Raw genomic sequence first — 19,115 nt, forward strand, 5'->3', positions numbered from 1 at the left:
TGCCTCCAGACCTCGACCTGTGGATCCTTCGAGCTCAAACGAGCGGCGGGCGCTGAGCGGTCGGCACCGGAGTACGGTGGCGGTACCGAGCGCACCTCGCACGCCGTCATCCATTTCGGCGTCGCCCTCGGGGAACGGCAAGGCCGGAGCACATCGCGTCCGGTCGGAAATGAGCCGCCCCACATGAGCCTGATGAGCCTCGCAGTACTCGCCTCCTCCCACAAGGAGAACGAGTTCCGACTGCCCCTGCACCCCAGCCACCTCGAACGGATCGCCCCGGACATACGCGAGAGGATCTTCCTCGAACAGGGCTACGGCCGACGCTTCGGCGTCGCCGACGACGCGCTGCGCCCCCTCGTGGCCGGCCTGCGCTCCCGCGAGCGACTCCTCGCCGAGTGCGACGTCGTGCTGCTGCCCAAACCGATGCACGAGGACATCGCCGCGCTGCGCGAGGGCCAGGTGTTGTGGGGATGGCCGCACTGCGTGCAGGACGAGAAGATGACCCAGATCGGCATCGACCGACGGCTGACCCTGATCGCCTGGGAAGCCATGAACCACTGGACCTCCACGGGTGCCTTCAGCGTCCATGTGTTCCACAAGAACAACGAGCTCGCCGGCTACTGCTCGGTGCTGCACGCCCTGCAGCTCGGCGGGCTGACCGGTAGCTACGGGCGCCGCCTGCGTGCGGTGGTCATCAGCTTCGGCGCCACGGCGCGCGGAGCGGTCACGGGCCTGGGCGCCATGGGGGTCACCGACGTCACCGTGCTCACCCAACGTGCCGCGGCAGCGGTGGCGTCACCGATGCCCTCGGTGGTGATGGGCCACTTCGAGGAGCAGGAGGACGATCCCTCGTGCCTGCGGGCAGTCACCGCAGCCGGTTCCCAGCCGCTGGCGGAGTACCTGGCCGGGTTCGACATCATCGTCAACTGCGTCCTGCAGGACACCGACGCGCCGCTCACGTTCGTCACCGACGAGGAACTCGCCCTCTTCCGGCCGGGAACCTTCTTCATCGACGTCGCCTGCGACGAGGGCATGGGCTTCGCATGGGCCCACCCGACCACCTTCGGCGAGCCCATGCCCTCGGTGGGATCGGGCTGCCACTACTACGCGGTGGATCACAGCCCGTCCCACTTGTGGAACTCCGCTACCTGGGAAATCAGTGAGGCGCTCCTTCCCTACCTGCGCAAGGTCATGAACGGCCCCGCGGCATGGGACAGCGACGTCACGATCAGAAAGGCCATCGAGATCCGCGACGGCGTCGTCCAGAACCCGAAGATCCTCTCCTTCCAGCACCGGTCAGCCGCCTACCCCCATGCTCCCGAAGTCCCGGCAACTGCGCTGAGCTCAGGGGTCTAGTACGCCAGCGCGTTGTGGTTTCTCCCGCCGGGTGTGTTTGGCCGGTCGTCCACCGGTCTTGACCGCCGGAACAACTGCAATATGCCGACGTGGTCAGTAGGAACCGTGACGGGCGGTCAGCGACAGGTCGTTGAGCGTGGAGTCCTGGTGTCGGTCGTCTCCTGACGGCATCAGGTCTTCCCCGAAGCCGAGTACGGCGATGGACTCAGCGCCAGTCGTCGATCACGTAGGCGTCCTGGTGGCTGTAGCCAGGTTCGTTGGGCTTGTGCATGGTCACGCCTTGCAGCCAGGTACGGAAACCGCGGTCGACCATGCGCCGGTAGGCATCCTGGCGGGCCAGGCTCATTCCGGCGTCCAGTTGCCCCAGTCCCTTCTCGGTGGCCATCTGCTCGCACGCATTCAGCAGTCGCTCGAACCGGTCCGCGGCGTCCGGGCCAGGGCGTACGGCGCCGAATTTGACGAAGCACACGCCCTCACCGGCCTCCGACCCCGCTCCGCAGTGGCAGACAGCCAGACCGTCGAGGTCAGAGTCGGCGCCCTCGAGGAGGATGGTGTCACCGAGCCCCTGCGCCTGTGTGGCCATGATCTCGCGCTCCAAACTCAGGCCCTCGTACACGGCCCCCGTCAGTGCCCGACTGAGGCTCAGCGCGGCGGGCCGCTCAGCGGCGGTCAGCTCGCCGTACAGCACTCGGCCGGGGACTGCGGCACTGACGGCGACCTGTTTCTTCATGATGGCTGTCAGGAATCGAGGCCAAAAACCGTACCGGCGGTAGAGCTCGAGGTGCTTGGGACTGTGCGAGAAGGTGAACAGGCCGAGGTGGCGGTTCTCCCAGGTGTCGAAGCAGGCCATGACCGGTTCCATGAGGCGCCTGCCGACGCCCTGGTCCCACAGATCCGGACGCACGGTCAGCGGGCCGAAGAACCCGACGCTGCCCCAGTTGGCGGCGAAGTTCGATCCGACGACCTCGCCCTCGACGGTCGCTGCGAAGGCCGCGTGTGGATCTGCCGCCCAGCGGGTGCGGACATAGTCGGCGGTCCCGAAGAACGTCTCCGGCTCAGGGGCCCCGAGGAAGGTCCCGAAGGCGACCCTGAAGATCTCGTCGGCCCGATCAAGGTCCGGCTCAATCAGCGGCCGGACCGACACCTCGGCGGCGGTACTCGTTCGCTTCGCTGCGGGCATGATCGCTCTCCTTTCCGCCCCCGGTTCCATCGCACCACGGACGTGCGCCGCGGGCGAAGCGACAGGTCGGCGGTACTTCAAGGGTCGAGCGGCCGCGTTCCCCGACGACCGGGCGGCCGTCTTCCTGCCGATCGACGACCCGCTGGGCGCCGATCCGCCGGGGGCCTCCGAGGAGCCGGAGGAGCACCGACTGTGCTTGCTCCATCGCCTCGCCCAGCCATGGTCATCACCGCCGTCGACAAGTTCGCCCAGCGAACTATTGGAGCCCGCCATGGCTAGTTGACCTTGAATGGGTGATGTCGTCATGGTGGCTGGGGTCGGAGGCCGGTACCGGTGAGGCAGCCGTGGAGGACGTCGTGGTGGTACTGGAGCCGGCGGTGCTGCGTCGGACGGCAGTGATCGCACCCCCTACCGGGCCACGGCGCACGACGCCGTGCACAGCGCCCGCGCGCCGTTCGGGCCAGCGGCCGGTCAGCCCGCGAGCGTTCGGCGGGCGCCGGCTCGGGTGGGCTCGACGCCTCTCGGCCGCCGCACACCGCGAGCCGCACGAACGGGGCCGACGACTTCCACGGCTGGGTCGTCGGCACCGTCCTCAACCTTGTGAGCCCTCTCTTCCGCGAGGCCCGGTATCTGCTCGCGGAAGAGCCCGACCTGCGAGACCCCGCCGTGCATCTGTGCGTGCAAGGAGGGTCAGACGATCAACCAGCGCTGGAGGGAGGAGTTCGTGTTCGTCTCCTGCGTCACCGGGGATTTGTTCGACGACGAGGCGGCGGTGAGCAGCAGCCCCCCGTTCGCCGAGGCGACGGTGTAGGCGCCGCTTGGCAGCCTGGTGACGACCCAGCGCTGGTTGGCGCGCCCGTTGCAGGTCCATTGGATGACCTTCGCGCCGGCTTCGGTGGAGGCGCCGCTGACGTCCGCACACAGTCCCGATGCGACGTTGACGAGCTGATAGGAGCCGTCGGGCTGCAGGGTGAACCGCCACTTCTGGTTGGCTCCACCGTTGCTGGTGTAGGTGATGAGCTGGGTGCCCGGCTCTTTGCTGTAGTCCGGGACGTCCAGCGCCTTGCCCCTGGTGATGAGGGTGTGCGTGCCGTTGAGGCCGCCGGGGGTCGAGCCGACTGCGGTCATCGTCAGCGCTTGCTCGGCAGCGGTGCGTGAGCCGCCGACCGGGTTGCCCGTGGTGTTGGTCCAGTGGCGGGCGGGTGTGGTCTCGGCGAGGCGGTCGGCGTCGGCGGACATGCCGATCATCAGGCCGCTGTAGCGGTTGACCAGCCGGTACGTGCCGTCCTGCCCGCCACCGGCGGACGTGCCGGGGATGATGAACCACTGTTGCCCCACGGTGGGACCGTCGGCTCCGACCGCGGTCACGGTCGGTTTGGTTCCCCAGGCTCGGGTCGTGGTGGAGGTGTTGGCGACGCCCAGGAGCTGTCCCGTGGCGGCGTTGGTGATCCGGTACGAGCCGTCGCCGTTGCCCGCGAATGACCAGGCTTCCAGGTCGGATCCGGTGGCGGACGCCAGCGAGGTGGTGGCCGAGTTGCCGGACACCTGAGCCAGCAGCCGGCCGTTCCCGCCGGCGATGCGGTAGGTGCGGGCCGGGTCGAAGGGGGCCTTGGCGGGCTCGCTGGAGTCGATGGTGACGTTGGCGTACTCGCCGCCGGAGGTGGCGCAGGAGATGGCACAGTACGACCGGAAGGTCTTGCCGACGATGGTGGAGTTCGTCCTGTTGGCGCCGTCGAGGAACCAGCGGTACCAGGAGCTGGACGTGTAGCTGCCGGAGTCACCGGCCAGGTGCCACTTCTGGGTCGCCAGGTTGTCCGTCACGTAGTACTGCTGCGGCCCGGGCTGCTTCACGACCTCGGGCGTGCCGATGTACAGGCCGAGGTAGGCGTCGTAGGCGATGTTCATGACGAACAGCGGAGACGTCGGGGGGAGTTCACCGGCCTCGATCTGCTCTGCCGCGGTGCCGGGGTTGGCGGGGTCGTAGTCGCGCTCGACCGGGGTGTAACCAGTCGGGTTCGACGACGTCACCGGCTCCATGTTGCTCTCGAAGCCGCCTACCCCCGGCTGTGACCAGGAGCCGTTGTGCCACTTCCGCCAGGAACCCGGGGCCATCTTCGCCGAGATCGGCGCGCGGGCGACGTGCGCCTGGAACGCCTTCCAGGTGCCGCCCTTCTCCACGACCCGCGAGCCGTAGTAGACGTAGAAGTAGCCCGAGGCGGTGTCGACGAACAGTCGCTGGTCACCATCGCCGTAATAGTACGTCTGGTGCGGGAACTGCTGGTTGTCGCCGCGCTTGGTGCTGTACGGGGAGGTGATGGCGTGGCCTTTGATGTTCCACGTGCTGCCCTGGTCCTTCGATACCGCGTAGTCGATGCCGTCGTAGTGGATGCCGTCGCCGAAGGGCTGCGGGGTGAACTCGTTGTGCACCAGGCCGTACCAGTCCCCGGTGTCCGGATCGACCCACACGCCGGACAGGTCGCAGTAGTTGCGCTGTGAGTAGCGCGAGCCGGCGGGCGCGTTTGTTGCCTCCACGCCGGTGGGGCTGTTGTTGCATCGCCAGGTCGTGTCGTTGTTCTTGTCGTTGGGATTGGCGGGGTTCACCGCGTCGCTGATCGCGGACGAGCGCTTGGCGTCCTCGAAGTTCGTGCCAGTGAAGAAGTCCCAGTAGCGGGGCTCCGACGTGCCGTACAGCGCGGCGGACTGCTGGAAGTAGAACGTGCCGTCCTTGTCGATGTAGGTGCTCGCCGGGGTGTCCGTCGGGTGCGCGTACGTGCCCTTCGTCCCGATGGAGATCGTGTATGTGGCCTCGGAGGGGGACGCCGATGCGGTCGTCGTTGTCACTAAGGTGCCGCCGATGAGCGCCAGAATCATGGCGATGACGGCAGCGGCAAGTCTGAGGGGAGCCAACATGGTTACTCCGTCTTCGTGTCAGGAGGGTGCCGCCGATCGGCCCTGGAAGGGGGAGGATCCAGGGGCGGAACACCGGCCTTCTTGATGACCCAGGGCAGGATCCAGCGATGGTTGGCCCAGCCGTTGCAGTCCCACGGGTGGACCGGCGCGCCGTTCCCGGTGCCCTCTTACTCGACGTCCACGCACTTGCCGTTCGGGCCACCGAGGCGCAGCGTGCCGTTGCCCCACCACCAGTTAGTTCTCTGCGCCCGTACGGGCTTTGGCCCGCTCGGAGTTGGTGTCGCCGCCGACCTTCAGCTTGAGGGTCTGCAATGCCGCGCTGTAGCCAGACTTGAAGGGGTGGTCGAAGAGCTGGGTGCGCTGCGGCTCGGGGTGGTCGGCGAGCAGGCGGAGGAGAGGTGGTGGTCGCGGTCTGAGTAAGGAGGTCATGTCGGCTCCATGAGGGGTTGGGACGACCGGGGAGGGGCTGAAGCGACCGCGGCCGACTGCCAAGGGGGTGGGGGGAAGCGGTGGCGCGTCCGGAATCGCATCGCCGCTTGGCAGGAGTCATGCGCAGGGCACCATCGGGCCCACGATCGGGCCCCGCGAATCGTGCAAGCTTCAACGAGATCAAACCGATTCACTCACCTCGCTGTGTGATGGTGATTGGGATTCAGCGGGCATGTCAACGGCAGCGCGCAAATGTCCAAGTGAACGGGCAAGAAGTCCTTGCGATTCAAAGGGAAGGTGAGCAACGCTCGGCTCTAGAGAGTCGCCCGAACGCTTCAGTGCCCCCTAAGCCAACTCCCTACCGAAGTGCGAAACGGGAGCATTGCTCGACCTAATCGGGCGGATCCTGGTGCCAGGAGACACAAGTGTCGCGAAGCGCAAGATGTCCAACTACCGGCCAAACCAGGCTGAACACCATGCCTGGCCCAAGCCACCCACACCTACAGTCAGGCCATCCTCATCACACGACCTCAGCCCACACACCCATAACGCAAAGGCATTGCCCTTGGGCGTGCCGCTCCGATACTCACCCTCTGGGGCGGGTCAGCAGCCGTCGTGCCTGCTGCGGATGGAGAAGCAATGAATCCGGGGAGCCGGCATCGACCATCAAAGCGACACCACTCAAGGGCCAGTGAGCGATCAACTCACTCAGTATCACGGGTCGGTAGCGGCGCACTTCCCGAAGTGCCTGCGCCATGCGAGCCTCAGAGGTGAACACGAGTGCCACGGGGTCATGACCCCGGCGTTCGGCCACGGGCAGTAGAAGGTGGACGAACTGAGGACGGCCGTGCACATAGCACAGCCCTCCGACGACCGGAATGAGCACCTCGCATCCGGTCAACGCTTCCAGCGCCGTGCGATCCTCGCGAGTACCGGTCAGGTCTCTCAACGCCCGCTGCGCCACCGATTCGGAGACATCCCAGGGAATTTGCATCGCCTTGCCGTCCTGCCATCACGCCTCAGCCACCACCCGGAGTGCCCCAACCCTCGGGTGGGCCTGATTGGCGCCTACCCGCGATTCACTCCGACATGCGGGGCGGCCACGGACCGCTTGCGGCATTGCGGGCTCAGTCCGGACGTCCGCCCGGCCGGAGCGTCCGCCCTGCGGCCCGGCACCGGACGCGCTTCCGCCGACCACGTCGGCCCCTTCACCCCGGCAAGACAGGTTCGACGCAGCGAGCCGTTCGGCCGCGGAGTTCTGCCTGGTCGCCTCCGGCAGGCTCGCGGCAGACGCCGTCTGATGGCGTGCCCCCCTCGGCTGAGGATCCTGCTGTGCGCCGAAGTTGCCCTGAAGGTGACCGTGCTGATGCCGACCGGGCTTGCCTGCGTGTGAGGGTGGGCTCCTCTTGGCAGGAGGAGCCCACTTCGGGGGATGTGTGAGGGGCTATTCCGTACGCAGGCCCTCCGGGCGCATCATCCGCAGCAGCGGCGGCAGGCTGAGCAGCGTGACCACGCCGACCACGGCCGCGCCCACGCCGGTCATGGTCAGCACGCTCGCCCAGTCCATGGTCACCGGTGTGCGGGTCATCTTCAGCAGCACGGTGCCGAGGGTGATACCCACCGTTGTGGCCAGTACGAGGCCGAGTCCGACGGGGAGGGCCGTCTGCCACAGCACCGACAGGCTCAGTGTGCGGCGCCGGGTGCCGAAGGCGACCAGCGCGGAGAGCAGCTTCCTGCGCTCGCGCAATTGCTCCAGTTGGGAGACCAGCAGACTCGCGCCGATCAGCGCCAGCACGAAGACGGAGCCGACGAGCAGGCCGGTGCGGATGGAGGTGTACTTGGCGGCCTCCTCGGTCGCCGACCAACTGTAGGCGCGTGCCAGGGGGTCGACCCGGGCGACGACGTTGCGTACGTACTCCCGTGAGTCCGGCACCGACGGGTCCAGACGCACGTAGACGCCGTCCGAGAACAACGCGGGCTTGGCCTTGGCGGGCAGGGCGGCGGGGGTGACCAGCAGACCGTTGAAGTTCTGCAGTGAGTCCTTGCGCGCGTCCACCACCCGCACGTTCGCCGGAACGGTCCAGGGCACCTCGATGCCGCGTACGTCGGCGTCGCCGTACGAAGGGTCGATGTAGAGCTGCCGACCGGGCTTCACCACGGCGATTTCGCCGGCGTTGCTGGGGTCCGGGTAGCAGCACCGCGTTCGCGTGACGAACACGTCGCCGTCCTTGCAGGAGGGCAATGCGGCGAGTTCGCGCAGGGCGGTGCAGTTAGCCACGGTCAGGCCGCTGCTGTTCTTCGGGTCGCGACGCCCGTCCCCGTACTGCGAGTTGGCCAGGGCCACTGCGGCCCGTACCCCCTTGGTGCCGGTGAATTCGCGCTCGACACCTGACAGCGGCTTGCGGTCGCTGAAGTCGACCTGCATCTGGACCCGGCCGGGGTCCTTGCCGGTGGCCTTGGTGTACTGGCTCTGCGTTCCCGTGAACAGCATCTGCAGGGCGATGGCTCCGGCCACGGCGACGGCGATGCCGTTGACCATGCGTGCGGCGGTTCCGCTGCTGAGCTGCAGCCGCCGTACCGCGAGCTGCCAGGACAGCGCGCCCTTGCCGAGGCGGACTACGACCGCCTCCACGGCCCAGGGGAGCAGCGCGGTGATGCCGATCAGCAGCAGCAGCACGCCGCCGATGACGAGGTACTCGTTGAAGTCGCCGTTCTCGCGGCCCTTGCCGATCATCGGGTAGAGCATTGCGAGGCCGGCCAGCGGCGGCAGCAGCCGCCACCACAGCCGGCGGCGGCGCTGCTTGGCCGCGCGCACGACACCGAGCGGTTCCACCACGACGCCGCGCATCGCGAGCAGCGTGACGAGTACGGCGGCGACCGGCACTGCCACCGCGACCAGCGCGGCGAGCGCGGGCGAGGGGTCGAGGTAGCTGGGCCAGACGCTGATGCCCATCACCTCGGTGTAGCCCAGCGTCTGACGGCCGAGGAGGAAGAAGCCGGTGCCGATGACCAGGCCGAGCAGGGCTCCGGCGAGTGCCTCGCCCGCGGCGATCCGCCGGGTCATGTGGCTGTCCGAGCCGACCAGGCGCAGCGCGGCCAGCCGGCGGTCGCGGCGCTCGCCGCCGAAGCGGACGGCGGCGGCGATGAAGACGGCGACCGGGGTCAGCAGCACCACGAACACGACCAGGACCATGAGCAGCAGCACAGGGTCGGTCTTCTCGGGTTCCGCGTCCGGTCGGCCGTACTTGGCCAGCCGGTGCACCGAGGAGGAGTCGGTGACTTTCAGCCCCGAGGCGCCCGCGTAGTAGGCCAGTTCGTGGGAGCCGATGAGTCCGCTCTCGCCGATCGTGCCGGTGATCTTGTAGGGCAGCCGCTCCCGCAGCAGCTTGGCGCCGTCCGAGGCGAGTAGGTCCTTCAGCGCGGGGGAGACCACCATCTCGCCCTTGCCCGGGAAGCTGTCGACTCCCGGGGGCAGCGGCGCCCGCTTGCCGTCGGGTTCGAGGAGCCGGCCCCAGATGTCGTCGTCGTGCCAGGTGGTGTCGGCTTCGGCGATCAGGAAGGTGTTGTCGGCCTTGGGCTGGACCGTCTGGCCGTACATGTCGGCGTAGCGCGCGTCCTCCACCTCGTGGCGGGCGGCGAACACGTTGGGCAGGGCCGTGCACAGCAGGAGCAGTGCCACACCAAGGCCGACGCCGACAGCGGTGAGCGTTATTCGGACCCAGCTCTCGCGTCCGCCGGTGACGGCGAAGCGGGCTCCCATGGCCAGGTCTCTGGCCCACTGGCGAGGACTCATATCGCGCGCTCCACGTCGCGGGACTTGCCGTCGCGGACGACGATCTCGCGGTCGGAGTAGGCGGCCACGCGTGTCTCGTGGGTGACGAGGACGACGGCGGCGTTGGTCGAGCGGGCCGCTTCGGTCAGCATTTCCATCACGCGTTCGCCGTTGAAGGAGTCGAGCGCGCCGGTGGGTTCGTCGGCGAACAGCAGGCGCGGTCCGGTGACCAGGGCGCGGGCCACGGCAACGCGCTGGCCCTGGCCGCCGGAGACCTCGCCGGGACGCTTGGCCTTGAGGTCGTCGACCTCCAGGCGTTCCATCCAGCCGAGCGCGGTCCGCTCGGCGTCCTTGCGGGAGGTGCCGTTCAGCCGCAGCGGCAGGGCGACGTTCTCCACACAGGTCAGTTCGGGCACTAGCTGCCCGAACTGGAACACGAACCCGAACTCGGAGCGGCGCAGTGCGCTGCGCTGGGCATCGCTCATCTTCGTCACTTCACGCCCGTTGTAGGTGATCGACCCGGAGTCGGGCGGCACGATCCCCGCGAGGCAGTGCAGCAGCGTGGACTTGCCGGACCCGGAGGGGCCCATGATGGCGACGACCTCACCGGGGTGGATGGAGAACTCGGCACCGTCCAGCGCGTGGGTCGGGCCGTACGCCTTGCGCAGGTCGTGCGCGCGGAGCAGGGAACCGGGGGGAGAAGTCGTCATCGGGTCAGGGCCTCACGGAGTTTGTCGAGTCGGGCGGCGGTCAGCTCCAGCCAGCGCAGGTCGGCTTCGAGGTGGAACAGGGCGTGGTCGCAGATCATCTGGTCCGCGAGGTCGCCCCTGCGCTTGCGGTCGGTGAGGATCCGCATGCTGCGCAGATGCTCGGAGCGCTGGGAGTCGAGGATCTCGGCGGCGTCGCGCCGGGTGAGCAGGGCGAGGACGACCTTGGTGTAGAGGGTCGACTGGAGGTATTCCTCCGGCTTCTCCGGGGTCGCAAGCCACCGCTGTACGTCGGTGATGCCGGCGTCGGTGATCGCGTAGCGCTTGCGCTCGGGACCGCCGCCCGCCTCGATCCCGTCGACCTCGACGAGGCCGTTCTTCAGCAGGCGGGACATCGTCGAGTAGACCTGGCCGTAGTGCAGCGGCCGGTCGTGACCGAACTTCTCGTCGAAAGCCCGCTTGAGGTCGTAGCCGTGGCGCGGGCCGGCCTCTAGGAGCCCCAAAAGGGTGTGACCGATGGACATGATCCGCACTCTACACGCTGTGTATACGCGGCATGTATACGCGATGCGTATACGCCGGGTGCTCAGGTCGTGGCGGGGTGTACGACAGTGCAGGTGAGGGAGCCGGGAGTTCCGATCGTCACGGTTCGGAAACAGGCGCCCAGCAGTGATCACGGCGCCGGAGCCGTCTTGGTCAGCCTCGTTCACAGGGCTGATTCCACGTCAGTTCGGCAAGCTGGTCACGGAGTTGCGGCACGGGGTGCGGATCCGGTGCGCAAGGGGCGGCCGTGGAGCCTGCTCTTGGAGTGCTGGGTGCTCTCCAGATCCATACATCTAGCTCGTGCCGGCGGGCGGGTCGGCGTAGACGCCGTGCAACATGCCCGTGGCCTGGCCGACTTCGATGAGATAGCCGTCCGGGTCACGCAAGTAGCACCGCAGTTCGGCACCGCGATCGATGGGCGGCGTGAGGAACTGGGCGCCCTTCGCGCTCCACTCTCGGTGACTGGTCTCGATGTCAGCGACGCGGAGGTTGAGGAAGCTGCTGACCGTGCTCGGGTCGGTGGGCGGGCGCAGGGTGACGTCCGGCTTGTCCGGGGTGGGGCCGCCACCGGGGTTCATGATGATCCATCCATTGGCGAGCTTGATGGTGCAGGGGTTCTCCTCCAGCACCACCTCACCGCCGAGAACGTCGGCGTAGAAGGCGCGAGACCGGGCTACGTCAGCCACCGTCAGAAAATGAGTGACGAGGAGCCCGGAATCCGGGGCAGGGAAACCGTCACGGTGCATACAAGACCTCCAGGCCAAACGGACGTATCCGCCATATTGGTGGATGGATGGCCATAGGCGGGGATCGACACGGCGAGCGAAGAGCCGGCCCCGCGCCAACTGCTGGACCCGCCGCACCCTGTCTCTTCGAACGGGGTCCTCGGTCGGGTGAGTTGGCAACTTGCCTGGCTTGTCCTCCACCAGCCAGACCTGTTCGACCATGGCCGCGTTACCGTGCTCGCCGCCCCCGCCCCCTCAGCGGCCCGGCCCCCGAACTCGGGTGGGGTGCCCGAAGCCGATTCGCCTGGCGTCGGGCACCCCCATCGCTCGGAGTCGTTGCTCCGATGCGATCATCTGTCGGCCGGTTGCTCAAGGGTTGGCGACGAAGCCCCCGCAGGTGTCGGTGCTGTGTTCGCAGACCCGGAACTTGGTGATGCGCGAGCCGTTTCCGGACCAAGGGCCCCAGTGTCCATCCGAGCCGTTCCCGTCCCAGACGGTGTAGTGCCCGCCGTTTTGAGTGTAGACGTCGACGAACACGCCCCTGCTGTCACGCTCCCCGTCGTAAGCCCGGGCTTGAGTCGAGGTGGCTTCCCCCTTGTTGTTGCCGTAGTCGATGACGACGGCGCTTGCGGAGGTGGTCGTTGCCACGCCGATGAGCGTTGCCGCCCCCAGCATCGTTGCTGCCCTGAACAGTGCCCTGTGCTTCATATGCCGCCTCCAGCGGTGTGTTTCACGCCCGAGATGTGCGTGATGGGTGGTCAGGGGGTCGGCGGACTCCCCTGGGCGCTTGCAACACCGAGTTCAGCGGCGGACGCATTGTTCGGCAGTGGTGTTCCGGCGACTGAACAATGGCCGGGCGTGATCTTTGCGGCAGTAGGGAGGGCGCATAGCTTGGCCGGCGGGCTGTTGTTAGGGCGACGCAAGGGGGGTGGAGGTGGCGGGGCGCCGAGAAGTGCCGGTGGATCCGGGAGCGGGTCCGGTACAGCGGTTCGCATTCGAGTTACGCAAACTGCGTGAGGAGGCGGGCGGACTCACCTACCGGGTGCTGGCTCAGCGGGCCGGATACTCCGTCACCACCCTGTCGCAGGCGGCTGCTGGTGAGACGTTGCCGACGCTGCCGGTGGTCCTGGCCTACGTCCGCGCGTGCGAGGGCGATCCGGCGGACTGGGAGGCGCGGTGGAAGCAGGCCGCGGACGAGGTTGCCGCCTCGACTCCAGCGCAGGACGACACGGGGGCAGTACCTCCTTACAAAGGGCTGGCACGGTTCGAGACCGGAGACCGCGGCCGGTTCTTCGGCCGCGACAAGCTCACCGCCGACCTGCTGGAGCTACTGCGACGGCGACAGCTCGTGGCGGTGTTCGGCCCGTCAGGCAGCGGCAAATCCTCCCTCCTGCGAGCCGGCCTGATCCCCGCCCTCCAGCACACCCAGGAAGCAGGGCTGCGGCCGGCCGCGATCCGGATTCTGACTCCGGGAGAGCACCCGGCGCGCACTCACGGACCCGCGTTCGAACCAAGCGACACCGGCCCCGGCACTGATGGCACTGGGACGGACACGATCGTGATCGTCGACCAGTTCGAGGAGATCTTCACCCTCTGCCAGGACGTCTCGGAGCGCTCCCGGTTCCTTGACATGCTGCTGGCAGCCCGTCGGCGTGAGAGCCGATTACGGGTTCTCATCGCGGTGCGGGCCGACTTCTACGGCCACTGCGCCGAACACCGCGACCTTGCTCAGGCGCTGTCCGACGCTCACCTGTTGGCCGGGCCGATGAGCCCGGCCGAACTGCGCGATGCCGTCGTCAAACCCGCTGCCGCGGCCGGCCTGACCGTGGAGCGGGCTCTGACCCTCCGTCTGGTCGAGGAGGTAACCGCTGCTCCGGGCGCTCTGCCGCTGCTGTCGCATGTGCTGCTGGAGACCTGGCGCCGCCGCCGCGGCAAGACTCTGACCACGGCCGGCTACGAGGCCGCCGGCGGCCTCGCAGGCGCCATCACCAAAACCGCCGAGAGCGTCTACGACCAGCTCACCGACGACCAGGCACGTACAGCCCGTCACCTTCTTTTGCGCCTGGTCACCCCCGGCGACGGCACCCCCGACACCCGAAGGCCCGTAGAACACGCAGAACTACAGGGGATAGGAGGACAGCAGACCTCTCATGTTCTGGAGGCTCTCGCCCGGGCGCGGCTGCTCACCCTCGACGACGGCACGGTCGACCTGGCCCACGAGACCTTGCTGACCGCCTGGCCCCGGCTGCGCAAGTGGATCGAGCGGGACCGTGAACGCCTGCGTGCCCACCGGAGACTGACCGAAGCCGCCCGCTCGTGGGAGGAACTGGGCCGGGATCCGGGGGCGTTGTACCGCGGCACACGACTGGCCACCGCCCAAGAACACTTCGGTTCCGGGCCGTCCGACGACCTGACCGGCCTGGAGCGCACATTTCTCACCGCCAGCCTGACCGCACGCGTCCAGGAACAACGCGCTACCACCCGCACCACCCGGCGCTTGCGCCGGTTGAGGGCGGGCCTGTCCGCACTGGCGGTGCTCGCGCTCCTCGCGGGTGTGCTCGCGTGGCGGCAGAGCGAGTCCGAGGAACAGGAGCGGCTGCGGACCGAGGCGCGCCGAGCCGCCGCGGTGGCGGAAGGCCTGCGCGTGACGGATCCGTTGACGGCGATGAGGCTGAGTGTCGCCGCCTGGACCCTTGCCGACCTGCCTGAGACCCGCATGGCTGTCATGAGCGCCGCGGTGCAGAAGGAGCAGGACGCCTTCACCGATCCCAACACCGATCCAGCGGCGGTGCGGTATCTCAGCGTCGACGGCCGCACGCTGATCAGCGTTACTGCCAAGCAGGTCATGACATGGGACGTGCGCACCCATCGCCGGACCGCCTCATACACGGGGCTGGGTACCAATCTCGCCGATGCCGGCGTGCTGAGCGCCGGCGCCCGCGAACTCACCCTCGTACGCGAGGACGGAAGAGTACAGATCTGGGACGTGCGGGCGGGCCGTGTGGAAGGGCGGCGTATGCCGGCCGACGACGGAGGCGAGATCAGTCCCAGTGGCCGCATCCTTGCTCTCTACCGGACCGGAGGCCCACACGCAGTCGTCCAGTTACGGGACATGAAGACCCGGCGGGTTCTGTTCGAGCGCCGCATGAACGACCGCCTGCCCGAGATCGCACCCGGGAAACTGTTCGAAGTCTCGGAGAGGGCAACGCAACGGCTGCACCGCCAGCGTCGAATGACGAGCTATCCGCTGCCCGACGTCCAGGTGAGCGCGGATGACCGCCTGATGGCGCTGTGCTTGCCCGGTACCCGCGTTCAAGTGTGGAACATCGCCCTGCGCCAACAACTGCCGATCACATGGACACCCGTGGCCACGGCGCAGAACTGCTCCGAGGAGGACTTCCAGTTCACCCCCGACAGCCGGCGTCTGGTCTTGCGCGGCCCGGCAGGAATCCGCACGTGGGAGATTTCCTCCGGCCGGGAACTGCCCAAGATCCGGCATGAAGGACTGGGAGACCTGGAATTCAGCACGGACGGCGCCTTCATGGCAGCAACAGACGCCGACGAAGTCCTGCTGTGGCGAACGGACACTCCAGCAGCACCCATCTTTCGCCACTCATTGCCTGACGAGGTGGTCAGTGAACTCAGACTGGACATGGAAGAAGGCTTGATCCGCTACTTCGCGGGCCGGTCCCAGACCGTGGTGCGTTCCCTCTCCCTGGACAAGGCCGTCGACCCCCGCTGGCAGAGCCCGCCCGCCGTAGCGGCCTCCTTCAGTCCCGACTCAGGCACAGTCGCCCTCGCCCATCAGGACAGCCGCACCGGCCAGGCCCGCATCCAGCTTCGCGATACCCGCACCGATCGACGCCTGGCCGACCTGCCCCCTGCTCCCTGCCCGCCCCCTCCGGTGGGGCCAAGGTCCCGGAAGGCCTGCCCGGTGCACATGGCCTTCAGCCGCGACGGACATCTTTTCGCCTACGGCGCCAGCAACCCAGCACAGTCTGTTCCACCGGAAAAGCTGTCCCTGTGGGACGTGACAGCCCACCGCATCACCGCCTCGCTCACGGTGACACGAACCGATCCCCACGTCCCCGGCGCACCCGCGAACCCGGTCAACGGCATCGCCTTCCACCCGGATGGGACATCGCTGCTGGCCTCCCGGCTACCAGAAGACGAACGCATCGAGTACTGGAACATGCTCCGCGGAACCCGTACCCGGGACATCCCCGGTATCGGTGGTGAACATCTGGTGGTGAAACCCGGCGGCCGTATCCTCGCCACCGACCACGGTCAGCTTCTCGATATGCGGACCGGCCGCGTCACACGCCGCGCCCTCACCTCGGGCGCCACAACTGCCCTGGCGTACAGCCCGGACGGCAGGTACCTGGCAGCGGGCGACGAATCCGGCGGAGCCATCCTGTGGGACGGCAACGCCCGCCAGCCCCTCGGCGTGCTTCCCCCGCCGCCCGTCCACGACGGCCAACCCAGACATGTGTCAGCGCTCGCGTTCTCTCCAGACGGAAACACCCTGGCCGTCGCAGGCGTGGACGGCACGCTGCGGCTGTGGAACGTGGACTCCAGCAGGCCAGTCGGCTCTGCCCTCCCCACAGCGGGTACAGCCGTTCTTGCCGTGGCTTTCAGCCCCGACAGCAAGACTCTGTACGCAGCAGGGGCGCACGTACCGCTGCAGACCTACGACACCACCCCCAAGCAGGCAGCAGCCCGGGCATGCGAGCGCGCCGGGGCAGGTCTGACTCCCGACGAATGGCAGACGCACATCCGCGGCGTCCCATACAAACGAACCTGCCAGCCAGGCCGACAGGGTACGGGCTGACACCCACGGCACCTTCCGCCGCCGCGTCTTCTTGCTCCTGCCCTACCGACCGCCATAGCGACCCGGCAGGACTGCACGCCAAGAACGCACCCGTATCCGCCGAAGCCGTCGACCCCCGAACGTCGCATCATGCAGGAACTCGGCCGACAACTCCCGTTGTAGGCCGTGCCTGCTCTATCCGAGGAAGCTGGCGTCTCCGTCAAGCAGTGGGCCAGAGCACCCCGAACCACCCGACTCCGGTGCACCGCTTTAGCTTGCGGGGTCCATCCGACCTGGGTGGTCCAGCTCTTCCGGCAGTCAAGATCACCTTTGGAGGAGCGCCTCAGAGGGGAACTCAGCTCCGTCTCCCAACTCAGGGGAGGCGGGGCTGTTTCGTGTTCGTTCCGCGCCGGCCGTGAGGCGGTGGGCTAGTCCCCGCCGACAGGACAACGCCGGTCGTTGCACCAGGCGTTGCGGATCGTCAGGGTGGATCCGAGCTTGGTCGTGCCGGGGCCCACGCACCGGTAGTCGTCGGGCCAGTTGGGGATGTCGACCTGGATCTCGATCCAGGTGCCGGTGTCCCGGCGCAGTGGTTGTAAGGGCCGACCTGCTGCGGCGTCCGTCCGACCCGACAGCGCCAGCCGACTTACCGGCCCGTCGCCACGCCGTCGAGTGCCGGACGTCGGGCCCGTCCTCGCCGTCGCCCCCTGCCGCCGTGGGGGTCCACATCACCGCGGCTTCAGCCGGTCGTGAGCACCATCCGGAAGCGGGCGGCGCCGGACAACATCCTTTGGTACGCCTCATCTGCTCGGTCCAGCGGCACGGTCTCGATCATCGGGCGGATCCCGTGCAGGGCGCTGAATGCCATGGTGTCCTGCACGTCCTGGGCGGTGCCGGACGGGTGGCCGCGGATGATCTTGCCGCTCAGGATGAGCTGGTTCGGGCTGATACCCAGGGGCTCGGCGTCGGCGCCGATGACCACAAGCTCGCCACGGGGGCGGAGCCCCTCCAGAGTCGCTGTGATAGCTGTGGAGTTGGCTGCGGTGGCCAGGACTACTTGGGCGCCGCCAAGTGACTGCAGCGCGTCCGCGACAGTGGTGTCCGCTGTGCTGTCGACGTAATGGTGGGCGCCGAGCTGCTTGGCGAAGTCGGCCTTGTCGGATCCGCGGGCGATGGCCACGGTCTCGAACCCCATCGCGGCCGCATACTTCACTCCCAGGTGGCCAAGGCCGCCGATGCCGAGGACGGCAACCAGATCGCCAGGCCGTGCGGAGCTGCGGCGCAGTCCGTTGTATGTGGTCACTCCAGCGCAGGCCAGGGGCGCCGCATCGGTCGCCGCCAGGGCGTCGGGGATCCGTGCCAGGGCGTCGGCCGGCGCGATCACCGTATCGGCGAACCCCCCGTCGTATGCCCATCCAGGAACCTTCAGGTTCTCGCACACGATGAAGTCGCCATGTCTGCAGGGTGTGCAGTGGCCGCAGCTTCCACCGAACCAGCCCACGGCCACACGGTCGCCCACCTGCCAGCCTCTGTATGTTCCCTCGCCGATCTCTTCGATGCGCCCGGCGATCTCGTGCCCGGGGACCAGCGGGAACCTGACGCCAGGCACCAGGGCGTTCACGAATGCGGCGTCGCTGTGGCAGACCCCGCAGGCTTCCATGGCAATCCGTACGTGGCCCGGTCCCGGCCGCGGTACCTCACGCTCGACGATCTCCAAGGGGCCGCCGACCGCTGCGACCTGAGCCACTCGATGGGCATTCATCTGGATCTCTCCGTGGTACGCGGATATGGGCACCCCTACGTCCAGCAGACCAGCTCCAGGCCCATCACGCACGCCGGCACATCAGGTGAGCACTCGACGTCGCTCACCACTCCCATCCGCCGCACGAGCAGTCCGTGCAGGGCGGTGACCGTCGGTGACGTACGGAGCCAGATGGTGAGGGCTGCGGCGGTTGCGGTGCCGAGGTAGACGTACCGGCGTTTGTTGTGGCGGGTGCCACTGCTCGGTGCTGCTTGAGCCGGTTGATGGCCCGTTCGACGGTGTTGCGTTTCTTGTACCGCTCTTCGTCGATGCCAGGTGGCCGGCCGCGGTGTGAGCCTTTGCGGAGCCGGGCGGTCTGGCTGTCGGTTTTCTGCGGGATGGTGTGCCTGATGCGCCGGCGCCGCAAGTACTCGCGGCAGGGTCGGTTGCTGTAGGCCTTGTCGGCGGCGATGCTGTCGGGCTTCTCGCGGCGCCTGCCCAGCCCGATCTTCGGGGCACGGATCTTCTCCAGAACCGCCTTGAACTGCATGCAATCAGCTCGCTGACCTGGCGTGACGACCAGGGACAGCGAGCGGCAGTGTCCATCCGCGCTCAGGTGGAGCTTGGTGGTGAAACCGCCGCGCGAGCGGCCCAGGCCCTCGCCTCCCGCACCACCTCCACCAGACGGGCGTGCAGGCTCTGCCACGGCGCTTCGTCCTGATGTTCTCTCCCTTCGCCCCCCCCTTTGAGGCGGGGGCGGACGGTGGGTCGGTGCGGGCACCGGCGGCATGCTGATGCGCCCGCACGGATGGTGGAGTCGACGGAGAGGTCCCAGTCGAACTCGCCTGCGGCGTCGGCCGCCGCCTGGACCTGCTGCAGCAGACGCTCCCACGTCCCGTCGCCCGACCACAGCCGGGGCCGTTCGTAAACCGTCTGCTCAGA

At 68.0% G+C, this 19,115-nt stretch carries 13 protein-coding genes and 2 pseudogenes; 3 read left to right on the forward strand and 12 right to left on the reverse strand.

What is annotated here, in order from left to right:
• Positions 1-183 precede the first annotated feature (183 nt).
• The gene (locus ACZ69Q_RS10070; protein ID WP_471039262.1) at positions 184-1,356 is read left to right on the forward strand and encodes a N(5)-(carboxyethyl)ornithine synthase; all 1,173 of its coding nucleotides are present in this window, start codon (positions 184-186) and stop codon (positions 1,354-1,356) included.
• Positions 1,357-1,561: 205 nt separating this feature from the next.
• Here ACZ69Q_RS10070 and ACZ69Q_RS10075 read toward each other — a convergent pair whose 3' ends face one another.
• From ACZ69Q_RS10075 to ACZ69Q_RS10105, 7 genes are all read right to left on the reverse strand, one after another.
• Complete coding sequence (locus ACZ69Q_RS10075) at positions 1,562-2,536, reverse strand: GNAT family N-acetyltransferase (protein ID WP_471039264.1); 975 nt, start codon at positions 2,534-2,536, stop codon at positions 1,562-1,564.
• Positions 2,537-3,226: 690 nt separating this feature from the next.
• Positions 3,227-5,446 carry an RICIN domain-containing protein gene (locus ACZ69Q_RS10080; protein ID WP_471039267.1) on the reverse strand — a complete coding sequence of 740 codons (2,220 nt, stop codon included), beginning with the start codon at positions 5,444-5,446 and terminating at the stop codon, positions 3,227-3,229.
• A gap of 234 nt (positions 5,447-5,680) precedes the next feature.
• Positions 5,681-5,875 (reverse strand): hypothetical protein, encoded by a 195-nt coding sequence (locus ACZ69Q_RS10085; RefSeq protein WP_471039271.1) that lies wholly within the window; start codon positions 5,873-5,875, stop codon positions 5,681-5,683.
• 586 nt (positions 5,876-6,461) lie between these two features.
• Entirely contained in the window at positions 6,462-6,869 is a 408-nt protein-coding gene (locus ACZ69Q_RS10090) for an SseB family protein (RefSeq protein WP_471039274.1), read from the reverse strand.
• Positions 6,870-7,319: 450 nt separating this feature from the next.
• A complete protein-coding gene (locus ACZ69Q_RS10095; RefSeq protein WP_471039276.1) occupies positions 7,320-9,668 on the reverse strand; it encodes an ABC transporter permease in 2,349 nt (782 codons plus the stop codon).
• Positions 9,665-10,357, reverse strand: a complete 693-nt coding sequence (locus ACZ69Q_RS10100; RefSeq protein WP_471039278.1) for an ABC transporter ATP-binding protein — start codon at positions 10,355-10,357, stop codon at positions 9,665-9,667. The genes ACZ69Q_RS10095 and ACZ69Q_RS10100 overlap by 4 nt, the downstream gene beginning before the upstream one ends.
• Complete coding sequence (locus tag ACZ69Q_RS10105; RefSeq protein ID WP_471039280.1) at positions 10,354-10,878, reverse strand: PadR family transcriptional regulator; 525 nt, start codon at positions 10,876-10,878, stop codon at positions 10,354-10,356. The genes ACZ69Q_RS10100 and ACZ69Q_RS10105 overlap by 4 nt, the downstream gene beginning before the upstream one ends.
• Positions 10,879-11,023: 145 nt before the next feature.
• On the opposite strand from ACZ69Q_RS10105, the pseudogene ACZ69Q_RS10110 reads away from it, so the two are divergent.
• Positions 11,024-11,163 (forward strand): annotated as a pseudogene (locus tag ACZ69Q_RS10110) (IS5/IS1182 family transposase); the annotation flags it as partial.
• A 27-nt stretch (positions 11,164-11,190) separates the two neighbouring features.
• Here ACZ69Q_RS10110 and ACZ69Q_RS10115 read toward each other — a convergent pair.
• Together ACZ69Q_RS10115 and ACZ69Q_RS10120 are read right to left on the reverse strand one after the other, a co-directional pair.
• A complete protein-coding gene (locus ACZ69Q_RS10115; protein ID WP_471039283.1) occupies positions 11,191-11,643 on the reverse strand; it encodes a VOC family protein in 453 nt (150 codons plus the stop codon).
• Positions 11,644-11,991: 348 nt separating this feature from the next.
• Complete coding sequence (locus ACZ69Q_RS10120; RefSeq protein ID WP_471039285.1) at positions 11,992-12,330, reverse strand: hypothetical protein; 339 nt, start codon at positions 12,328-12,330, stop codon at positions 11,992-11,994.
• Between the two features lie 250 nt (positions 12,331-12,580).
• On the opposite strand from ACZ69Q_RS10120, the gene ACZ69Q_RS10125 reads away from it, so the two are divergent.
• Positions 12,581-16,453 carry an nSTAND1 domain-containing NTPase gene (locus ACZ69Q_RS10125; protein ID WP_471039287.1) on the forward strand — a complete coding sequence of 1,291 codons (3,873 nt, stop codon included), beginning with the start codon at positions 12,581-12,583 and terminating at the stop codon, positions 16,451-16,453.
• A 407-nt stretch (positions 16,454-16,860) separates the two neighbouring features.
• On the opposite strand, the gene ACZ69Q_RS10130 is transcribed toward ACZ69Q_RS10125, so the two are convergent.
• From ACZ69Q_RS10130 to ACZ69Q_RS10140, 3 genes and pseudogenes are all read right to left on the reverse strand, one after another.
• Positions 16,861-17,073, reverse strand: a complete 213-nt coding sequence (locus ACZ69Q_RS10130) for a DUF6355 family natural product biosynthesis protein (RefSeq protein ID WP_471040186.1) — start codon at positions 17,071-17,073, stop codon at positions 16,861-16,863.
• Positions 17,074-17,171: 98 nt separating this feature from the next.
• Positions 17,172-18,194: an alcohol dehydrogenase gene (locus tag ACZ69Q_RS10135; RefSeq protein ID WP_471039289.1), complete on the reverse strand. Its 1,023-nt coding sequence runs from the start codon at positions 18,192-18,194 to the stop codon at positions 17,172-17,174.
• A gap of 103 nt (positions 18,195-18,297) precedes the next feature.
• Positions 18,298-19,109 (reverse strand): annotated as a pseudogene (locus ACZ69Q_RS10140) (IS5 family transposase); the annotation flags it as partial.
• Between the last annotated feature and the right edge of the window lie 6 nt (positions 19,110-19,115).

It is taken from the genome of Streptomyces sp. NPDC036764, from assembly GCF_055609385.1.

What these genes read in the sequence shown, in the direction of transcription:
- ACZ69Q_RS10105 (WP_471039280.1), bottom strand. Translation starts at nt 10,878, where the DNA reads ATGTCCATCGGTCACACCCTTTTGGGGCTCCTAGAGGCCGGCCCGCGC.
- ACZ69Q_RS10120 (WP_471039285.1), bottom strand. Translation starts at nt 12,330, where the DNA reads ATGAAGCACAGGGCACTGTTCAGGGCAGCAACGATGCTGGGGGCGGCA.
- ACZ69Q_RS10115 (WP_471039283.1), bottom strand. Translation starts at nt 11,643, where the DNA reads ATGCACCGTGACGGTTTCCCTGCCCCGGATTCCGGGCTCCTCGTCACT.
- ACZ69Q_RS10080 (WP_471039267.1), bottom strand. Translation starts at nt 5,446, where the DNA reads ATGTTGGCTCCCCTCAGACTTGCCGCTGCCGTCATCGCCATGATTCTG.
- ACZ69Q_RS10085 (WP_471039271.1), bottom strand. Translation starts at nt 5,875, where the DNA reads ATGACCTCCTTACTCAGACCGCGACCACCACCTCTCCTCCGCCTGCTC.
- ACZ69Q_RS10090 (WP_471039274.1), bottom strand. Translation starts at nt 6,869, where the DNA reads ATGCAAATTCCCTGGGATGTCTCCGAATCGGTGGCGCAGCGGGCGTTG.
- ACZ69Q_RS10070 (WP_471039262.1), top strand. Translation starts at nt 184, where the DNA reads ATGAGCCTGATGAGCCTCGCAGTACTCGCCTCCTCCCACAAGGAGAAC.
- ACZ69Q_RS10075 (WP_471039264.1), bottom strand. Translation starts at nt 2,536, where the DNA reads ATGCCCGCAGCGAAGCGAACGAGTACCGCCGCCGAGGTGTCGGTCCGG.
- ACZ69Q_RS10100 (WP_471039278.1), bottom strand. Translation starts at nt 10,357, where the DNA reads ATGACGACTTCTCCCCCCGGTTCCCTGCTCCGCGCGCACGACCTGCGC.
- ACZ69Q_RS10135 (WP_471039289.1), bottom strand. Translation starts at nt 18,194, where the DNA reads ATGAATGCCCATCGAGTGGCTCAGGTCGCAGCGGTCGGCGGCCCCTTG.
- ACZ69Q_RS10095 (WP_471039276.1), bottom strand. Translation starts at nt 9,668, where the DNA reads ATGAGTCCTCGCCAGTGGGCCAGAGACCTGGCCATGGGAGCCCGCTTC.